This window comes from Formosa sp. F44 (assembly GCF_056238645.1).
Genome location: NZ_JBWDLJ010000004.1, coordinates 282,390 through 298,663 on the forward strand (window position 1 = coordinate 282,390; position 16,274 = coordinate 298,663).

Below are 16,274 nucleotides of genomic sequence, written 5' to 3' on the forward strand. Positions count from 1 at the left end.
GGATGAGGAAGCTTAATGGTATTGATAAATTCATCTTTCTAATCAATTCAGTTTTTGCGACTCTATTACTTTTATCTTATATTTTACCTTTCTTTCCGCCTAAAAACTTCTCAATATTATCGGTTTTAAGTCTAACGGTTCCCTTTCTAATTATTGCAAATGTAGCATTCGCTTTATATTGGTTGCTTAAAATAAAACTACAGATGGTACTGTCTATAACTGTGGTGCTTATTGGGTATTTTTATTCAGGATCTCTTTATCGATTTTCAAGTGCTACAGCTATAGATAATGAAGCGAATCTCTCCATTATGAGTTATAATGTGAGGCTTTTTAATATTTATCAATGGATTCCGGATACCGATACAGCTTTAGAAATTTCCAAATTTGTAAAGGAACAACAACCTGATATATTATGTCTCCAAGAATATCATCCGAATAACAAAAGCGCTGATTTCTCCTCTTATAAATTTAATTACATACAATTGGCAGGAGAAAAAAAGCAATTGGGACAAGCTATTTATTCAAAATTTCCGATTGTAAATAAAGGGTCTATACGGTTTCCAAACACCACAAACAATGCTATTTATGTAGATGTGGTTAAAGAAAAAGACACCATCCGAATTTATAATATTCATTTACAATCTCTTAAAATAAATACCGAAGTCGAGGCCTTAAAAAAGCAAGATTCCGAACGTTTATTTAAAAGTATTGGGAAATCTTTCGCGGTACAACAGGACCAAACCGAACTGTTTCTCGAGCACAAAAGCAAATCTCCTTATAAGATGATTATTACGGGCGATTTAAATAATACCGCGAGCTCGTATGTTTATCGTATGATTAAAGGCGATTTAAACGACACATTTAGAGAAGCCGGTTCTGGCTTTGGTAAAACGTTTAATTTTAAGTTTTTCCCAGTGCGTATTGATTTTATTTTCGCGGATGAGAATTTTAAAATAAATGGCTTTAAAACGTTTAAAGAAGAGTATTCGGATCACTATCCGATTATGACAAAAGTGAGTTTACATTAAACTACAATCTACAGTGTCGGCTATAATATGAATAACTAGTCCTAAGCCTATAAGTCGCGTTTTCCTTGGGAGTAATAACAGAATATACACAGCAATGGCCCAATAGGAGTGAAGTGGGTGGTAATTTATACTGCATCGACCTGGACTAAATATGGGTGTGGCTAACAAATGATCTAAATCGATTAGCATGCCACAAATCATTATTAAATAGGCATATTTCCAACGCGGTTTGTAAAACCATAAGGCGATAACTAATGGCCCTAAAAAATGAATACCATAATGTATAACAGGCTGTAACATTATAAAGTTAAATCTTGACTTTCTAAATAGTCTAAGGCATTTGGCCCTTCATTAAACAGTAAATCTAAAATACTTAAGTTGTTTATAAAGCCATGTTTGTCGTCGAACACTTGGGTGTATTTTTCGTTCTGAAAATTGACATCTGATTTCGGATTAACCAAAAACCTTAAGTCCGAAGCATCAACAATGTTATGTTTAAACGCTTCCGTTTTGCGAATTGGTTTTTCTAATTGAAGACATTCTGAAATAGTCTCGAAACACTTCAAATTAAAATCTAAAATAAAGTCTGCTTTAGTTTTAAACAACGGACGTAAATCATCTTCGTAATATTCAAAAAAAGGAGAGGTTTTATAGGCAGAAAGTAAAGATTTCCAATGTAAACTCTGCCAATTATCGGTGTTCGAAATTTTTACATCTCGATATTTCTGTCTATTTTTCTGAGTATACACCACGGGAATATTGAGTAGTAATTTTCCGTTTGCGGCATAAATATAGGTTCTTGTTCTATAGGTTTGTTTGGCAAAATTATCATCCATTTCGAAGGTCACAACATCGGACTGCGCTATAGCAGACATCTGTGCAATATCGGGGAAATATGTGGGATGTAAAAGGCTATTCAAACTCATACCATCGGATTAAGCGTTTGCTTTTTTACGTTTTCTATAGGTATTGTAACCAAATAATCCTGCAATTAAAATTAAAGAAGGAATTAAGTATGATACTGGTTCTCCACTACCGCCAACAGTTGTAAAGAAACGGTCCCAACGTGGTTTTCCGTATTGATCCCAACTCATCCAAATAAATACAGGTTTACCAACAACGTGATCAAAAGGCACAAATCCCCAAGCTCTAGCATCCTGCGAGTTATGTCTGTTATCTCCCATCATCCAATAGTAATCTTGTTTAAAAGTATAGGTGTCGGATACCACGCCATTAATAAGAATTTGATTGCCTTTAACCTGTAATGTATTGCCTTCGTATTCCGAAATAACGCGTTTATAAAGCGGTAACACATCTACATTTAAAGCGATAGTTTTTCCTGCTTCAGGAATATATAAAGGTCCGAAGAAATCGTTATTCCAGTTATAATTTGGATTTTGAGGGAAAATTCTAGCATCTCTAACTCCTTTTTCTTCTTTAATAGGTGTAATGCTTTCTACGTTAGGATGATTTTTAAATTTTTCTGCAGCTTCGTCTGTAATCGACATAAACATATAGGTGTTTTTGTCGTTAATAATTCCAAAACGGTCGGTAATACCATATCGATCTGCTAAATCTTTAGCATTAAACTGATGGGTTTTAGGTTGTACCAAATAACTAAATTGTAGCTTTGCGCGGTCTGGTAATTCGTTTTGCTTCCCGTCAATAAATACGCGTCCATCTCTAACCTCAAGAGAATCTCCAGGTAAACCAACACAACGTTTTACATAATTAGATTTTTTATCTACCGGTTTCCAATGGTTACGGTCTGGCGTACTAAAAAAGTCGGTCACAGTATCTACTGGCCAGTTAAATACTACAATATCGTTACGCTTTATATCTTGAAAACCTGGAAGTCTTAAATAAGGTAATAAAGTTTTATTTTTCCAAGAGTCTGCTTTTGTTTTTAAATTATCGTCTGCTACATACGATTTTAATTTGGTCTTCGGAATGGAATCGTGCACCATAGGCAAAGCCAAAGTTGTTTGTGGAATACGTGGACCGTAATTTAATTTACTCACAAAAAGGAAATCGCCAATAAGTAATGTTTTTTCTAAAGACGATGTTGGAATAGTAAATGGCTGAATAATATAGGTGTGTACAATCGTTGCTGCGACTATAGCAAATAGGATTGAGCTAATCCAATCTCCAGCACTTGTTCTAGGCTCTAAGCTACGGTCTTTAACATATGTTACATCTGCAACGTAATTTAAATAGAAATTGTAAAAGCCAAGAGACACAATAGCTAATACGGTATCTGTAGTCGAATGTTTACCGAAGCTTCGCGCGGTTTCTACCCAAACTACAGGAAACATAATTAAATTTACAATAGGTAAAAAGAGTAAAATAGTCCACCACCAAGGTCTGTTAATAATTTTCATTAAAACGATAGCGTTGTACACCGGAATAAAGGCTTCCCATGCTTGTCTACCTGCTTTTGTATAAAGTTTCCAAGTTGCTAATCCGTGTAAGATTTGGATAATTATAAAAAAAATGAAAAGTTGAGTTAGTGTCATAATCTACTTTGAATTGCTTAGTGTCTTCCCGACAAGATTTTATCTTAATATTTTAATACGTGTGCATTATGTTAATAATGTAACAGCAATTTAAGCTATTAACCAATATTTAACACATCTTTCATGCTGAAAACACCTGTTTTTCCATGTAACCATTCTGCTGCCACTACAGCGCCAAGGGCAAAACCTTCTCTGTTATGCGCTTTATGCTCGATGGTTATGGAGTCTACATTACTATTGTAAGTTACCACGTGTGTTCCAGGAACTTCTGGTATACGTTTAGCAACAATAGGAATGGTGTTAGTTTCTGGCGTATTTAGAGCCCATTTTGCATAACTATTATGTTCAGAAATAATATCGTTTGCTAGAGAAATAGCTGTTCCGCTAGGCTCATCTAATTTTTGAGTATGATGTACTTCTTCCATAGATATATTATACTGATCTAGGTTGCTCATCATTTTCGCCAGTGTTTTATTTAATTCAAAAAAGATATTTACACCTAAACTAAAATTTGAAGCATAGATAAAACCACCTTGTTTTTCTTTGCAAAGTGCCGTAATCTTATCGTAATCTTCCAACCAACCTGTAGTTCCTGAAATAACTGGGACTCCGTTATTAAAACAATTAGAGATATTGCCTACGGCAGCACTTGGCATACTAAAATCTATTGCGATATCGGCTTTGGTAATGTCGTATTCAGGATTTTCTATACTCGCTTTAATTACGATCTCGTGACCACGTTTAAGGGCAATTTGTTCTATGGTTTTACCCATTTTACCGTATCCAAGTAATGCAATCTTCATGTTTTAAAATTTAAAGTTAAGGGAAAGTTCGAGATTTGTGGTGCCTTGCATCTCGTTGTAATTAAATTGTGGTGCTAACGATAAATTATCGTCTATATTAAATTGTAATAAATGCGCATCTACATTGGCATCTACTATGTTTAATACATATAAACCAATGGTAATTAGCAAGGACATTTCTTTGTTACTTCGTAATTGTTCTTGAGCGTTTATTAATCCGTCATCAGACACACGCCCGTAGTATTCATCGTCTGTAAAACCTGCTAATCTACGTTTGTAAGCATCGCGATAGCGGTTATAAGCGTTATTGTTGTCAATATAAAAATAGATTCCTGTACCTATCGCCGCATAAACAATTGGAATTTTCCAATACTTTTTATTGTAGGCTTGTCCTAGACCAGGAAGTATAGCCGAATAAAAAGCGGCACGTGCTGGCGCTAACGGATCTATAAAACGAGATTCTATAACCGGTTCTTTAATAGCAAGTGAATCGTTAACTTTAAGCGTGTCTACTGTGGCGACAACAATCTCCGACGAGTCCACAACCAAGGTGTCTGCAGTTTTATTGGTTGCTGCAGTTGTTTCTTTATTGTTTTCTTGTGCAAGGCTATTTAAGCAGAAAAAAAAAGAGAGTAGGGTAGGTATTAAAAATTTACTTTGCACTCTGTACAAGTTTTTTTATACGATTAAAGTCTTCTTCAGAATGAAAAGGAATAGTGATTTTTCCTTTACCATTTTTAGCGACTTTAATATCTATTTTATGTCCGAAATAATCTGAGAAGTCTTGAATACTTTTCTTAACAAATACAGGTGTTTCCGGTGTTGGTTTACTTTCAGGTTTTTGATCTCCTAGGGCTTTGGTTTCGTTATAATCGCGAACCAAAGTTTCGGTATCTCTAACCGATAGTTTATGTTGTAAAATACGCGTATAAATATCGAGTTGCGTACTTTGATCTTCAATATTTATGATAGCACGGCCGTGTCCCATAGAAATAAAGCCGTCGCGCATTCCTGTTTGAATAATTGGGTCTAATTTTAAAAGGCGTAAGTAATTAGCAATGGTAGAACGTTTTTTACCAACACGTTCACTCATTTGTTCTTGCGTTAGATTAATCTCATCGATTAAACGTTGATACGATAAAGCAATTTCTATAGGGTCTAAGTCTTGACGTTGAATGTTTTCAACCAAGGCCATTTCTAAAGATTCCTGATCGTTGGCAATACGAATGTAAGCCGGTATAGTTTTTAAACCTAAAGATTCCGAAGCTCGCATACGGCGCTCTCCAGATACTAATTGATACGTGTTAAAATCTAATTTACGAACTGTTATGGGCTGAATAACACCCAATTCTTTAATAGATGAGGCTAATTCGCGCAGTGATTCTTCGTTAAAATTAGTACGAGGCTGAAATGGATTCATTTCAATGGTACTTAATTCTAGCTCTACGATATTACCTATAACTTTATCCGCATTTTTATCCTGCACCGAGTTAATATCGTTACTCGGATCCTTTAATAATGCAGATAATCCTCTTCCTAATGCTTGTTTTCTAACTGCTTTCGCCATAGTTTTTTCTAAGCGTTTTTATTAATTACTTCTTTGGCTAAACTTAAATAGTTAATAGCACCTCTACTGCTTGCATCAAAATTAATAATGCTTTCTCCAAAACTTGGAGCTTCACTTAAGCGTACATTTCGCTGTATAATTGTTTTAAAAACCATATCGTTAAAATGCTTTTGAACTTCTTCTACCACTTGGTTAGAAAGTCTTAAGCGAGAATCGTACATGGTTAATAAAAGCCCTTCTATATCTAAATCGGGATTGTGTATTTTTTGAACACTTTTTACAGTGTTTAATAATTTTCCCAAACCTTCAAGCGCAAAATATTCGCACTGTATAGGAATAATTACGGCATCTGCAGCTGTTAACGCATTTAACGTTAATAAGCCCAAAGATGGTGCGCAATCAATAATAATAAAATCGTATTCGTCTTTAACTTCTGCTAAAGCACGTTTCAGCATATATTCTCTATCGTCCTTATCGACAAGTTCAATTTCAATCGCGACCAAGTCTATGTGGGAAGCAATAATATCTAAATTAGGAGTTTCTGTTTCCAGAATGGCTTCTTTAGCGGTATTAGTATGTTCTAATAACTGGTATGTGCCAATTTCCACGGTTTCTATGTCTATGCCTAATCCCGAAGTGGCATTGGCTTGAGGATCGGCATCAATCAGCAATACTTTCTTTTCAAGCACCCCTAAAGAGGCTGCTAAATTTATAGAAGTGGTTGTTTTTCCAACACCTCCTTTTTGATTTGCAATTGCAATGATTTTACCCATTAATAGTTTGAATTTATGAGATGTAAAAATACAACTATTTATGAGTTTTAAAAATGTTACTTGTTAACAAATGTTAAGTGCCTTTTCTTTTTGAATCTAGACCACTTTATAGTTAATAATCAGTTGGTAATAATATAAGTAACGATCACTAAATTTTTAAACGACTTTTCGAACACATATTATCAACTATATACAAGACGATTGGAAGATGAATTATTTGTTTTTTTGGAGTACTATACACCTTATGTTATATAACTTTTTATAAATAGAATTCATTTAGACGATAGAATTAGACAATGCGCATAATTTGACTATTTTTATAAAATAGCTGGATTGAATTGATGATTTATTAAGATACAGACAAATAAAGCTTCATTTATTTATAAGATGACAATTATCATATTTAGTATTTGCAATAAATATTATTTTTGATACAATAAAAGACAAATTTGTCTTTTATGTTGAAAAAGGAAAATAACCAATCAAAATTTAGACCTATGAAAACGAACTTAAATGTTTTAAAACAACGCTTTAATTGGAGACAGGCCGTAATGGTTTTGGCTTGTGTAATTTTAGCCTCTTGTTCAAAAGAAGAAAAACAGAAACCAAAGGATAATGCAAATATTAGTGTGAGTCAAACCATGATTGCAGAACTAACTGCTCCGCCTCACGTACCAACTCCAGTAGGTGCTCGTAAAGCTAAAAAGCTTATCGTAGATATGGAAATCCTTGAAGAGGAAGGCGAAATGACAAATGGTGTAAGCTATGTGTACTGGACGTTTGGAGGATCGGTACCAGGAAGTTTTATTAGAACACGTGTTGGAGACGAAGTCGAATTTCATTTAAAGAATCATCCAGATAATAAATTACCTCACAATATCGATTTACATGCGGTAAACGGTCCAGGTGGAGGTGCAGAATCTTCGTTTGTAGCACCAGGACACGAAAAAGTGTTTTCCTTTAAAGTATTAAATCCAGGATTATATGTATACCACTGTGCTACGGCACCTGTAGGAATGCATATTGCTAATGGAATGTATGGTCTTATATTAGTAGAACCTGAAGGTGGTTTAGCTCCAGTAGATAAAGAATATTACTTAATGCAAGGCGATTTCTATACTAAAGGTGCACATGGCGATCGTGGCTTACAACCATTCGATATGCAAAAAGCTATAGACGAAAGAGCCGACTACGTTGTATTTAACGGTAAAGTGGGGGCGTTAACTGGAGATAATGCAATTACTGCTAATGTTGGTGAAACCGTTAGATTGTTTGTGGGTAACGGTGGACCTAATTTAGTATCGTCTTTCCATGTTATTGGAGAAATATTTGATCGTGTTCATGTTGAAGGCGGTGACCTAATTAATGACAATGTTCAAACCACTTTAATCCCAGCGGGAGGAGCGGCCATAGTAGAATTTAAAGTAGATGTGCCTGGAACATTTATTATGGTAGATCACTCTATTTTTAGAGCCTTTAATAAAGGAGCCTTAGGGATGCTTAAAGTAGAAGGAGAAGAGGATAAGAAAATTTATTCTGGAGAATTAAGAGACGATATTTATCTACCTGAAGGTGGAGGTATACAGTCTATGCCTGACAATAATGAGGTGGTAGAGGAAACACCTGTAGAATCTTTAAGCGAACAACTTGAGCGTGGTAAACAAGCTTATATGCAAACCTGTTTTGCATGTCACCAAGCAGAAGGTCAAGGTATACCAGGAGCATTCCCTCCGTTAGCGAATTCAGATTATTTAAATGCAGATGTGGAACGCGCAATAGGGGTTGTACTTCACGGATTAACAGGAGAAATTACTGTAAACGGCGAAACATATAATAGCGTAATGACTAGACAAAGTTTATCGCCTAGTGAGATAGCAAACGTGTTAACCTATGTGTATAATAGCTGGGGGAATTCTAAAAAAGTGGTGACTACCGAAATGGTTAATAAGGTTCGTAATCAGAAATAATTAAAAAGGAAAATTATGCTAAAAAGAACATCTATATTGTTTTGTATGGCATTTCTCGTGCAAACTATAATACTTGCGCAAACATCGGATATGGTCTTAATTAAAGGGGGACGTTATATTCCCCTTTATGGTCGCGATTCTTCATTAGTGAAGGTAGATCATTTTTATATGGATAAACTTCCTGTTACGAATGAGCAATATGTAGATTTTGTGAAAAAATTTCCAGAATGGAAAAAATCTAAAGCTAAAAAATTGTTTGTAGATGCGACCTATTTAAGAAACTGGAAGAATGATACTACTTTAAATGATTCTGAAAAGCCTAAAAGCCCCATTACTTATATTTCGTGGTTTGCGGCGAGTAAATATTGCGAATGTCAGGGTAAGCGATTACCAACAGTAGATGAGTGGGAATATGCCGCCATGGCGGATGAAGAGTTAGCAGATGCTCGTGTAAAAGAATCTTATAATCAGAAGATTTTATCTTGGTACGAAGCACCGCGCACCAATACTTATGAAGTAGGACGAAATCCTGAGAATTATTGGGGCGTATCAGATTTGCATGGATTGGTTTGGGAGTGGACATCAGATTTTAACTCTATTCTAATTACTGGAGAGTCTCGTAAAGATGTCGATAAAGATTCTAATTTATTTTGCGGAAGCGCTGCTGTTGGAGCTACCGATTTAATGAACTATGCGGCCTTTATGCGTTATGCTTTTAGAGGTAGTATTACAGCGCGATATAGTATTAAAAATTTAGGTTTTAGATGTGTTAAAGACGTGCCTTTACCTTAAAATAAATAATTATGAAAAAAGTACTTTTAATTTGTGGTTTACTTGTGTTTGCAATAGTGTCTTGCAAAAATAATACTAATGCAGAAGCGGTAACCGAGACTGCTCAAAAAGTAGAGAAATCAGATGTCATTTCGGACATGTCTATATATAATTTACCTTCTACGTGGACCAATCAAAATGCTGAAGATATTCAGCTTAAAGATTTAAAGGGAGATGTATTGGTTATGGTCATGATTTATACAACTTGTAAGGCGGCATGTCCGAGATTGGTTGCCGATATGCGAAATATCGAAAAACGATTACCAGAGAATACAAAAGGCAAAGTAAAAATGATATTTGTAAGTATCGATCCGGAAACAGATACGCCGGAACGTTTGAAAGAATTTGCGAAGGAAAATTTTATGGATGAAGAACCATGGCTATTTTTGCGCTCTACAGAACAAAATACTAGAGAATTTGCTGCGGTTTTAGCGGTAAAGTATAAAGAAATTTCCCCTATGGATTTCTCTCACTCTAATATTATTAGTGTGTTTAATGAGGAAGGAGAATTGGTGTTTCAACAAGAAGGATTGGGTGTAAACTCAGATGAAACTATACAAAATATAGAAAAAGCGGTTAGCGAAATGCAATAAGTATATAATCCTTAATTAAAAAATCCCCTCTAGAATTTATATTTTAGGGGGATTTTGCTTTTTAAATAGTCTCTAACTAAACTATGTTTTATTTATTATATATTTAATTTTATTAGTGTCTCTGTTTCACTACTAGTATGTATGTCGTTACTTCCAGAATTCATCTATAGTGTTTTCTTCAAGATTCTGTTCGTAATGTATTTCATCTATATGTTCCATCTCTTTAGCAGTAGCAACACTTTGAATTTCTGGGAATAGCACGCGTTCTTCAAAACGTATATGTCCTTCTAAAACGTCTGCCAGCTTCACTAAAGTATTTTCTAAATGAGTCATGGTACTAGCCAATGCATCAATTTGTTTATGTTCGTCTATGGCTTGCATTCTTAAGGGGTGATCTTCAGGTAAGATAGAGAATACATGAGCCTCTTCCATTTTAAAATGCGGTACTAAATGTGTTGTATAGAACCAATCGGTATATACTTTTATGCGTTCAATTTCAACTTCTTTTTTAAATCCTGTTCTAATTTTCCAAGCTAATAATAATCCGTGATGGTGATCTCTGCTTAGAGGCTGTAAAGATTTATGGCGCTTTAGTGGTTTGTTTGCTGTCATAATAGTTTGTTTTTGAGGTTGATATACCTATAAAGATAAAGGATATTCCTATGACTAGAAAAGAACTTAGTATAAATAGTACAAGATAATAATTGGGAATTAGCCCTATGCCAAACACAAAGCGTAAGCCTTGAAAGAACAACACGAATTCTGTGCCTAAAAATCCTAAAATAAAGCTGTAAATCCCATAATTAAAAAGGAATGTTCTGTAGCTTAGTTTAGATTGTACAATATAAGCAAATAAGAATCCTGAAACCACGCCTAGCATGGTTAAATGAATAAAGCCAATTACAAAATTATGATTTTGTTTTACGATCTCGCCAATGTAAGGAAAAAGCGATGCGCTTTGAAAAAGTATTTTAATAGCAAAAGACATTAGTGCGAAATGGTATAGGTATTTGGCTTCCTTGCTAACCGATTTTAAATGCTTTTGTATAAATGTTTTAGTTAGTTTAATAAAAAGTATAAAACATAAAATCTGGGAAAGAATACCAAATCCATTTATCCAAGTTAAAATGGGTGAAGGAGCAAACCAATGTACAGGTAATGCTAAAGTTGTTACTGTAGAAATTACCAAACTGATATAAAAAGGCTTAAATATTTTATGGTCTTGTATCTTGAAAAAATGAAAAAACAATCCTAATAAGCCTATTAAAAACCAGCCATTAAATTGAAAATGTAAAAAGAATTGAATAGCGATTTGGTAGAAGGCAGAGGCTTGTCCTAATAATCCCACTGCAGGCCCTAGGCACCACACACCAAGTGTAGAAATTAACATAAATACAACCGCTGTTTTTATTAATACACGAGTTGGTTTGGAGGCTATATTTTGATGTTTAAATATAAGATAAGCAAAGTAATAACTGCAAAAGATATGCAGTGTAGAAAAAGTAATAGAAAATAGGGCATAACCTTGTAATGGAAAACTAATCATCATACCAATAACGGCAACTTCAGTCATCCAAAATAGACGGTTAAATGCCTTTGGTTTTTTAGAAGTAAAATGATGTACTATAAAAACATATAGCATTAAATAGACCCAACCTAACATGGCCACATGAGAGTGTGCGTGGGTTAAATTTCGGTAGTTAAAATCAATGGAAGACACAAATGCAAAGCGCATGGTTAGTCCCATTGCTGCCGCAACTAGGAAATTAAAAAGACAAACTAAGACCAGTTTTTTTGACATCATTTTATAAAAATAAAAATTCCGAAACATTGTTAAAATTAATGTTCCGGAATTTAAAAATTAAATAAAGTATTTAGCAGAATTCATTTTCCAATTTTTCTGCAGCAGGGAAGAGGATATTATTTTCTAAATGTATATGCAAATGCAAATCTTGCTCGAATTCTTGAAGCATTGCAAAAGTTACTTTATACGTGTTACACCCATCGGCAGGTGGCGTATAGTTATCTGTAATTTCGGCAATTTGTCTGAAACGCACACCTTCGTTATCATGTTCTTGCATCATGGTTGCTATTGGGTTTTTAACTGTTCCAAAACCAGGAGCTTCAATAGGTGTGTTGGTGGCTTTAGCCTTTAATAAGCGCTTAACAAAAGGAAATAAAATAATTTCTTCTTTCTTTAAATGTTGAGCTAATTCTCCAGCAGACGCAGTAAATAGATCGTTTATTTCAAATAATTCAGGATGTCTTTCGCCGTGAACTTTACACAATTTGTCTAAAAATTGTTTAATTATAGGCGATTTTTCCTCTACATAACGGTGGTGTTTTTTCTCGATATAATCTATTAATAAATCTAAAGGCCAGGATTTATAATCTATAGATTGGTCTGTTTTAGAGTTAAGTACATGCTCTAAGCTATCGACTAAGTCGCTTGTTAAAATTCCGTTTTTCTCGCACACTTCTTGTAAAGATCGGTTTCCTCTACAGCAAAAGTCTATTCCATATTTTGTAAAGACAGCGGCAGTTCTAAAGTCTTCAGCAACAAATGCTCCTACATGTTTCTGTGTTATAGCTTCCATAATATTTTGTTTTATTTATTTTTAGTTATTTTGTTTTTCAGGGTTAAATCGAATACAAACCAGCAGATGGTAACAATTCCTACAGAGAAGATAATATCTCCTATACCTCGCATCCATTTTAAGACAATCATTGTTGGATCTTGCATTAATTCCGAAGAACGCGCAAACCACATGCCGTGCTCTATACTTTCAATAGCTTGCCATATTCCTATAGGCATTAAGCTTAATAAGGCCATAGCTAGTAAACCTATATTTAACGACCAGAAAGAAATTTTAATAAGTTTATTATTCCAAGTCACATTTCTATATAAACTACGTAATACAAACAGCATAAGTCCTATTCCTAACATACCATATACTCCAAATAAAGCCGTGTGGGCGTGTAATGGTGTGGTGTTTAATCCTTGAATGTAATACAGTGCTATTGGCGGATTAATAATGAATCCGAATATTCCAGCGCCTAAGAAATTCCAAAACGCAACGGCAATCATAAAGTAAATGGGCCATTTGTAGTCTGCAATCCATTTAGTTGCTTTAGATAATTTGTAATTATGATAAGCTTCGTACCCAATTAAGGTTAATGGTACAACTTCTAGAGCACTAAATGTAGCTCCTAAGGCCATAATAGCTTTTGGTGTTCCAGAGAAATATAAGTGGTGGAAGGTTCCTAAAATACCACCGGACATAAATACGATGGTTGCTAATAAAACGTTTAAAGTCGCTGTTTTAGTTTTCAATAGGCCAAGTCTTACAAATAAAAATGCAATAACTACGGTGGCGAAAACTTCAAAGAATCCTTCAACCCATAAGTGAACAACCCACCATCTCCAGTATTCGGCAATTGCAAGGTTTGTATGTTGTCCCCACATTAATCCTGAAGCGTAAAATAGGGCAATAGCGGTACACGAAATTAAGAACATAATAATAAGGTTCTTCTCTTCGGTTTTACGTTTTAAGACTGGTAATAAAGGTCGTACCATTAACGCTAGCCATAAAATAAGACCTACGAAAAGGAATATTTGCCAGAAACGACCTAAGTCTACATATTCGTAACCTTGATGACCAAACCAGAAGTTTTCTAAATAGTTTAGTTTTTGCATCACGCCAAACCATTGCCCAATCATAGAACCAAGCACAATAATAAGTAGCGCAAAGAATAAGAAATTAACTCCGAATTTTTGAAATTTAGGATCTTTACCAGACACTGCAGGAGCAATGTATAAACCTGTCGCTAACCATGCTGTAGCAATCCAGAAAATAGCTAGTTGCGTATGCCAAGTTCGTGTTACAGAATAGGGTAAAATCTGATCTAAAGCAAAACCGTAGAATCCGTCGCCTTCTACACCATAATGTGCAGTTACTATTCCTAATAACATTTGAATGACCATTAACAAGGTAACCACCCAAAAGTATTTTTTTACCAAGTGCATGCTTGGTGTCATGCCTTGTTTTAGTAAAGGATCTTCGGCAGGAGCCGGCATTTCTTCGTCTTCACCAGATTTTACATGATAGAATACAAGAATTCCAATACACAGAATTAACAGTATAATACTAACTCCAGACCATACCATTAAATCCATTGTTGGTGCATTTCCAACAAGTTCGTCTGCAGGCCAGTTGTGTGTATAAGATACGTTACTGTTTGGACGTTCGGTAACTGTTGCCCAAGTTGCCCAAAAGAAAAAGGCATTCATTTTTTGCATTTTAGCATCATCCTTAATCGTGTTTTTCGGGATGGCGTAATCTGCTCTTAACTTATCGAAAGACGGATCGTTTGTAAATAATCCTTTGTAGTATTCACTTAAGTGATTTATTGCTGCAACACGATTTTGGCTGATGGTAATCGTATTAGACGAGGCATTAAACGTGTTTTTTCGAACATCGTTTTGTAATCTAATTTTTAGTGCAGCCTGTTGTTCATCTGTAATATCGTCAAAGGATTTATTAAAATCGTTCTTAGCATAAATATCTAGAATATAAACCGCTTCTCTGTGTAACCAATCGGCAGTCCAGTCTGGAGCAACATAAGCGCCGTGTCCCCAAATAGAACCTAACTCTTGGCCACCTATACTTTGCCAAATATTTTGTCCGTCTTGTATATCTGCTTCTGTAAAAATGGTTTCTCCGGTATCCGATACTATGGCTTTAGGTATAGGAGGAGATTGTTGGTAGATTTCAAATCCGTAGTATCCTAGGACACTAAACGAAAAGATTACAACTGCAGCAAAAAGAATCCATAGTTTTTTTTCTTTATTCATAATTTAAATTAATAGATAGTTAATTAATTAATTTTCTTAAATCAGATAAAATTGTCCGATTTATAGGTAAATTTTTTTTTATCGTTTTAGAAAGGTTTCTCCCAATTTTATATCAAGTGCTAAAGATTCTAAGTCTGTAGATTCTAACATTTCTCTTAATTCTTCTCTCACCGATTTAAATTTATCGTGCATAGGGCAGGGCTTGTGCTCATTACATTCCTGTAAACCCAGTCCGCAACCTTTATAAATATTGTCGCCATCAATAGCATTTACAATGTCTGCCAGCTTTATAGTTTTAATTTTATCCTTATTAATTTCAAAACCACCGTGAGCACCTTTAATAGAGTTAACTACATTATTTCTGGCTAAAGCTTGTAAAATTTTTGCCGTAAAAGCTTCAGGCGAGTTAATCTCCTTTGCTATTTCCTTCGGACTCACACGTCTTTCTTCTAACGAATTTAACGCTATAAAAATTGAAGCTCTAATGCCGTATTCACATGCTTTTGAAAACATAAATTAATATTTATAATGCAAATATATATACAAATTTTAATAAGGACAAATTTATCCGAATTAAAATCTACTTATATTTTACTGATTAAAATTAAGTGGTTCGCTATGTTAATTAGCTAAATTTTTTGTTTTAAAGATAAAGAATTATAGATGTTCTCGGAATGTTTTATTCTGGAATTATTAACCGTACGTATTTAGTCTAAAAGCTATGTTTAGAAAGGAGTATGTCGCGTATTGTAGTTTAATATTTAAAGTCGGTTTTTGCGCGACAATGTGGTGTTTTTTAATTTTTAAAACTTGTTCTTGATATACTTTAGAGCACCGGTAGACCATAATGCCCAAATTACTAAAACGGGCTGAAAAATCAGCCGTACCAATCTTTTTGTATCGGTATCTAGGCCAAAAGCATCGGTACCATTTAGATATTGTGCAATATTTCCTGGAAAAATTAAAATGTAAAATACAGCTAAGGCGATACCAATTATTATGCTTTGCTTTTTCCAAAAAATCATGGAGAGTCCAAAACCTAGTTCGACTAGTCCAGAAAGAATCACGACCAAATCTTTACCTAAGGGAATCCAATTTGGGACTTGAGCTTGAAACTCGTCACGCTGAAAAGTGAGGTGGCCTATGGCGGCTAAAACCATAATCTAGCCTAAAATAATTCTGAAAATAGTTTGAGTTCGCGTGGTAGAAACTGTTTGATTATTCATTGTTCTAATTTTAAAGTGAAAATACTTAAGCTTATGATTTTAAATTAACCAAAAGAACATATTAATTAATAGTAATGCGTTATGGTGTTAGGTTATTATAAAATATTTTTAGACG

At 34.5% G+C, this 16,274-nt stretch carries 17 protein-coding genes; 4 read left to right on the top strand and 13 right to left on the bottom strand.

The window, feature by feature from the left end; genetic code table 11:
• The first annotated feature begins 2 nt into the window (after positions 1-2).
• Positions 3-1,028, top strand: coding sequence for an endonuclease/exonuclease/phosphatase family protein (locus AC0UBM_RS14015; RefSeq protein WP_475689013.1), 1,026 nt, complete (start codon positions 3-5; stop codon positions 1,026-1,028).
• Here AC0UBM_RS14015 and AC0UBM_RS14020 read toward each other — a convergent pair.
• From AC0UBM_RS14020 to AC0UBM_RS14050, 7 genes are all read right to left on the bottom strand, one after another.
• Positions 1,020-1,328: a DUF6122 family protein gene (locus AC0UBM_RS14020; RefSeq protein ID WP_414037103.1), complete on the bottom strand. Its 309-nt coding sequence runs from the start codon at positions 1,326-1,328 to the stop codon at positions 1,020-1,022. The genes AC0UBM_RS14015 and AC0UBM_RS14020 overlap by 9 nt on opposite strands.
• On the bottom strand, positions 1,328-1,948 hold the full coding sequence (locus tag AC0UBM_RS14025; RefSeq protein ID WP_475689191.1) for a WbqC family protein: 621 nt from the start codon (positions 1,946-1,948) through the stop codon (positions 1,328-1,330). Before AC0UBM_RS14025 ends, AC0UBM_RS14020 begins: the two co-directional genes overlap by 1 nt.
• Positions 1,949-1,963: 15 nt before the next feature.
• Complete coding sequence (gene lepB, locus AC0UBM_RS14030; RefSeq protein WP_475689014.1) at positions 1,964-3,544, bottom strand: signal peptidase I; 1,581 nt, start codon at positions 3,542-3,544, stop codon at positions 1,964-1,966.
• Positions 3,545-3,642: 98 nt separating this feature from the next.
• Positions 3,643-4,347, bottom strand: a complete 705-nt coding sequence (gene dapB / locus AC0UBM_RS14035) for a 4-hydroxy-tetrahydrodipicolinate reductase (RefSeq protein ID WP_475689015.1) — start codon at positions 4,345-4,347, stop codon at positions 3,643-3,645.
• Positions 4,348-4,350: 3 nt separating this feature from the next.
• Complete coding sequence (locus tag AC0UBM_RS14040; protein ID WP_414037100.1) at positions 4,351-5,010, bottom strand: DUF5683 domain-containing protein; 660 nt, start codon at positions 5,008-5,010, stop codon at positions 4,351-4,353.
• Positions 5,000-5,914, bottom strand: a complete 915-nt coding sequence (locus tag AC0UBM_RS14045) for a ParB/RepB/Spo0J family partition protein (RefSeq protein ID WP_414037099.1) — start codon at positions 5,912-5,914, stop codon at positions 5,000-5,002. The genes AC0UBM_RS14040 and AC0UBM_RS14045 overlap by 11 nt, the downstream gene beginning before the upstream one ends.
• 8 nt (positions 5,915-5,922) lie before the next feature.
• Entirely contained in the window at positions 5,923-6,687 is a 765-nt protein-coding gene (locus AC0UBM_RS14050; protein ID WP_414037098.1) for a ParA family protein, read from the bottom strand.
• 497 nt (positions 6,688-7,184) lie between these two features.
• On the opposite strand from AC0UBM_RS14050, the gene nirK reads away from it, so the two are divergent.
• The 3 genes from nirK to AC0UBM_RS14065 are packed head-to-tail and all read left to right on the top strand — an operon-like array spanning position 7,185 to position 10,078.
• Positions 7,185-8,654: a copper-containing nitrite reductase gene (nirK, locus tag AC0UBM_RS14055; RefSeq protein WP_475689016.1), complete on the top strand. Its 1,470-nt coding sequence runs from the start codon at positions 7,185-7,187 to the stop codon at positions 8,652-8,654.
• Between the two features lie 15 nt (positions 8,655-8,669).
• A complete protein-coding gene (locus AC0UBM_RS14060) occupies positions 8,670-9,446 on the top strand; it encodes a formylglycine-generating enzyme family protein (RefSeq protein ID WP_475689017.1) in 777 nt (258 codons plus the stop codon).
• An 11-nt stretch (positions 9,447-9,457) separates the two neighbouring features.
• Positions 9,458-10,078: an SCO family protein gene (locus AC0UBM_RS14065; protein ID WP_475689018.1), complete on the top strand. Its 621-nt coding sequence runs from the start codon at positions 9,458-9,460 to the stop codon at positions 10,076-10,078.
• Positions 10,079-10,225: 147 nt separating this feature from the next.
• On the opposite strand, the gene AC0UBM_RS14070 is transcribed toward AC0UBM_RS14065, so the two are convergent.
• From AC0UBM_RS14070 to AC0UBM_RS14095, 6 genes are all read right to left on the bottom strand, one after another.
• Positions 10,226-10,690 (bottom strand): hemerythrin domain-containing protein, encoded by a 465-nt coding sequence (locus tag AC0UBM_RS14070; protein WP_475689019.1) that lies wholly within the window; start codon positions 10,688-10,690, stop codon positions 10,226-10,228.
• Positions 10,659-11,882 (bottom strand): hypothetical protein, encoded by a 1,224-nt coding sequence (locus AC0UBM_RS14075; RefSeq protein WP_475689020.1) that lies wholly within the window; start codon positions 11,880-11,882, stop codon positions 10,659-10,661. The genes AC0UBM_RS14070 and AC0UBM_RS14075 overlap by 32 nt, the downstream gene beginning before the upstream one ends.
• Positions 11,883-11,952: 70 nt before the next feature.
• Positions 11,953-12,675 carry an iron-sulfur cluster repair di-iron protein gene (gene ric, locus AC0UBM_RS14080; RefSeq protein WP_414037093.1) on the bottom strand — a complete coding sequence of 241 codons (723 nt, stop codon included), beginning with the start codon at positions 12,673-12,675 and terminating at the stop codon, positions 11,953-11,955.
• Between the two features lie 11 nt (positions 12,676-12,686).
• The gene (locus tag AC0UBM_RS14085; RefSeq protein WP_475689021.1) at positions 12,687-14,933 is read right to left on the bottom strand and encodes a nitric-oxide reductase large subunit; all 2,247 of its coding nucleotides are present in this window, start codon (positions 14,931-14,933) and stop codon (positions 12,687-12,689) included.
• A gap of 78 nt (positions 14,934-15,011) precedes the next feature.
• Entirely contained in the window at positions 15,012-15,446 is a 435-nt protein-coding gene (locus tag AC0UBM_RS14090; RefSeq protein WP_475689022.1) for an RrF2 family transcriptional regulator, read from the bottom strand.
• Between the two features lie 290 nt (positions 15,447-15,736).
• Positions 15,737-16,093: a DoxX family protein gene (locus tag AC0UBM_RS14095; protein ID WP_475689023.1), complete on the bottom strand. Its 357-nt coding sequence runs from the start codon at positions 16,091-16,093 to the stop codon at positions 15,737-15,739.
• Between the last annotated feature and the right edge of the window lie 181 nt (positions 16,094-16,274).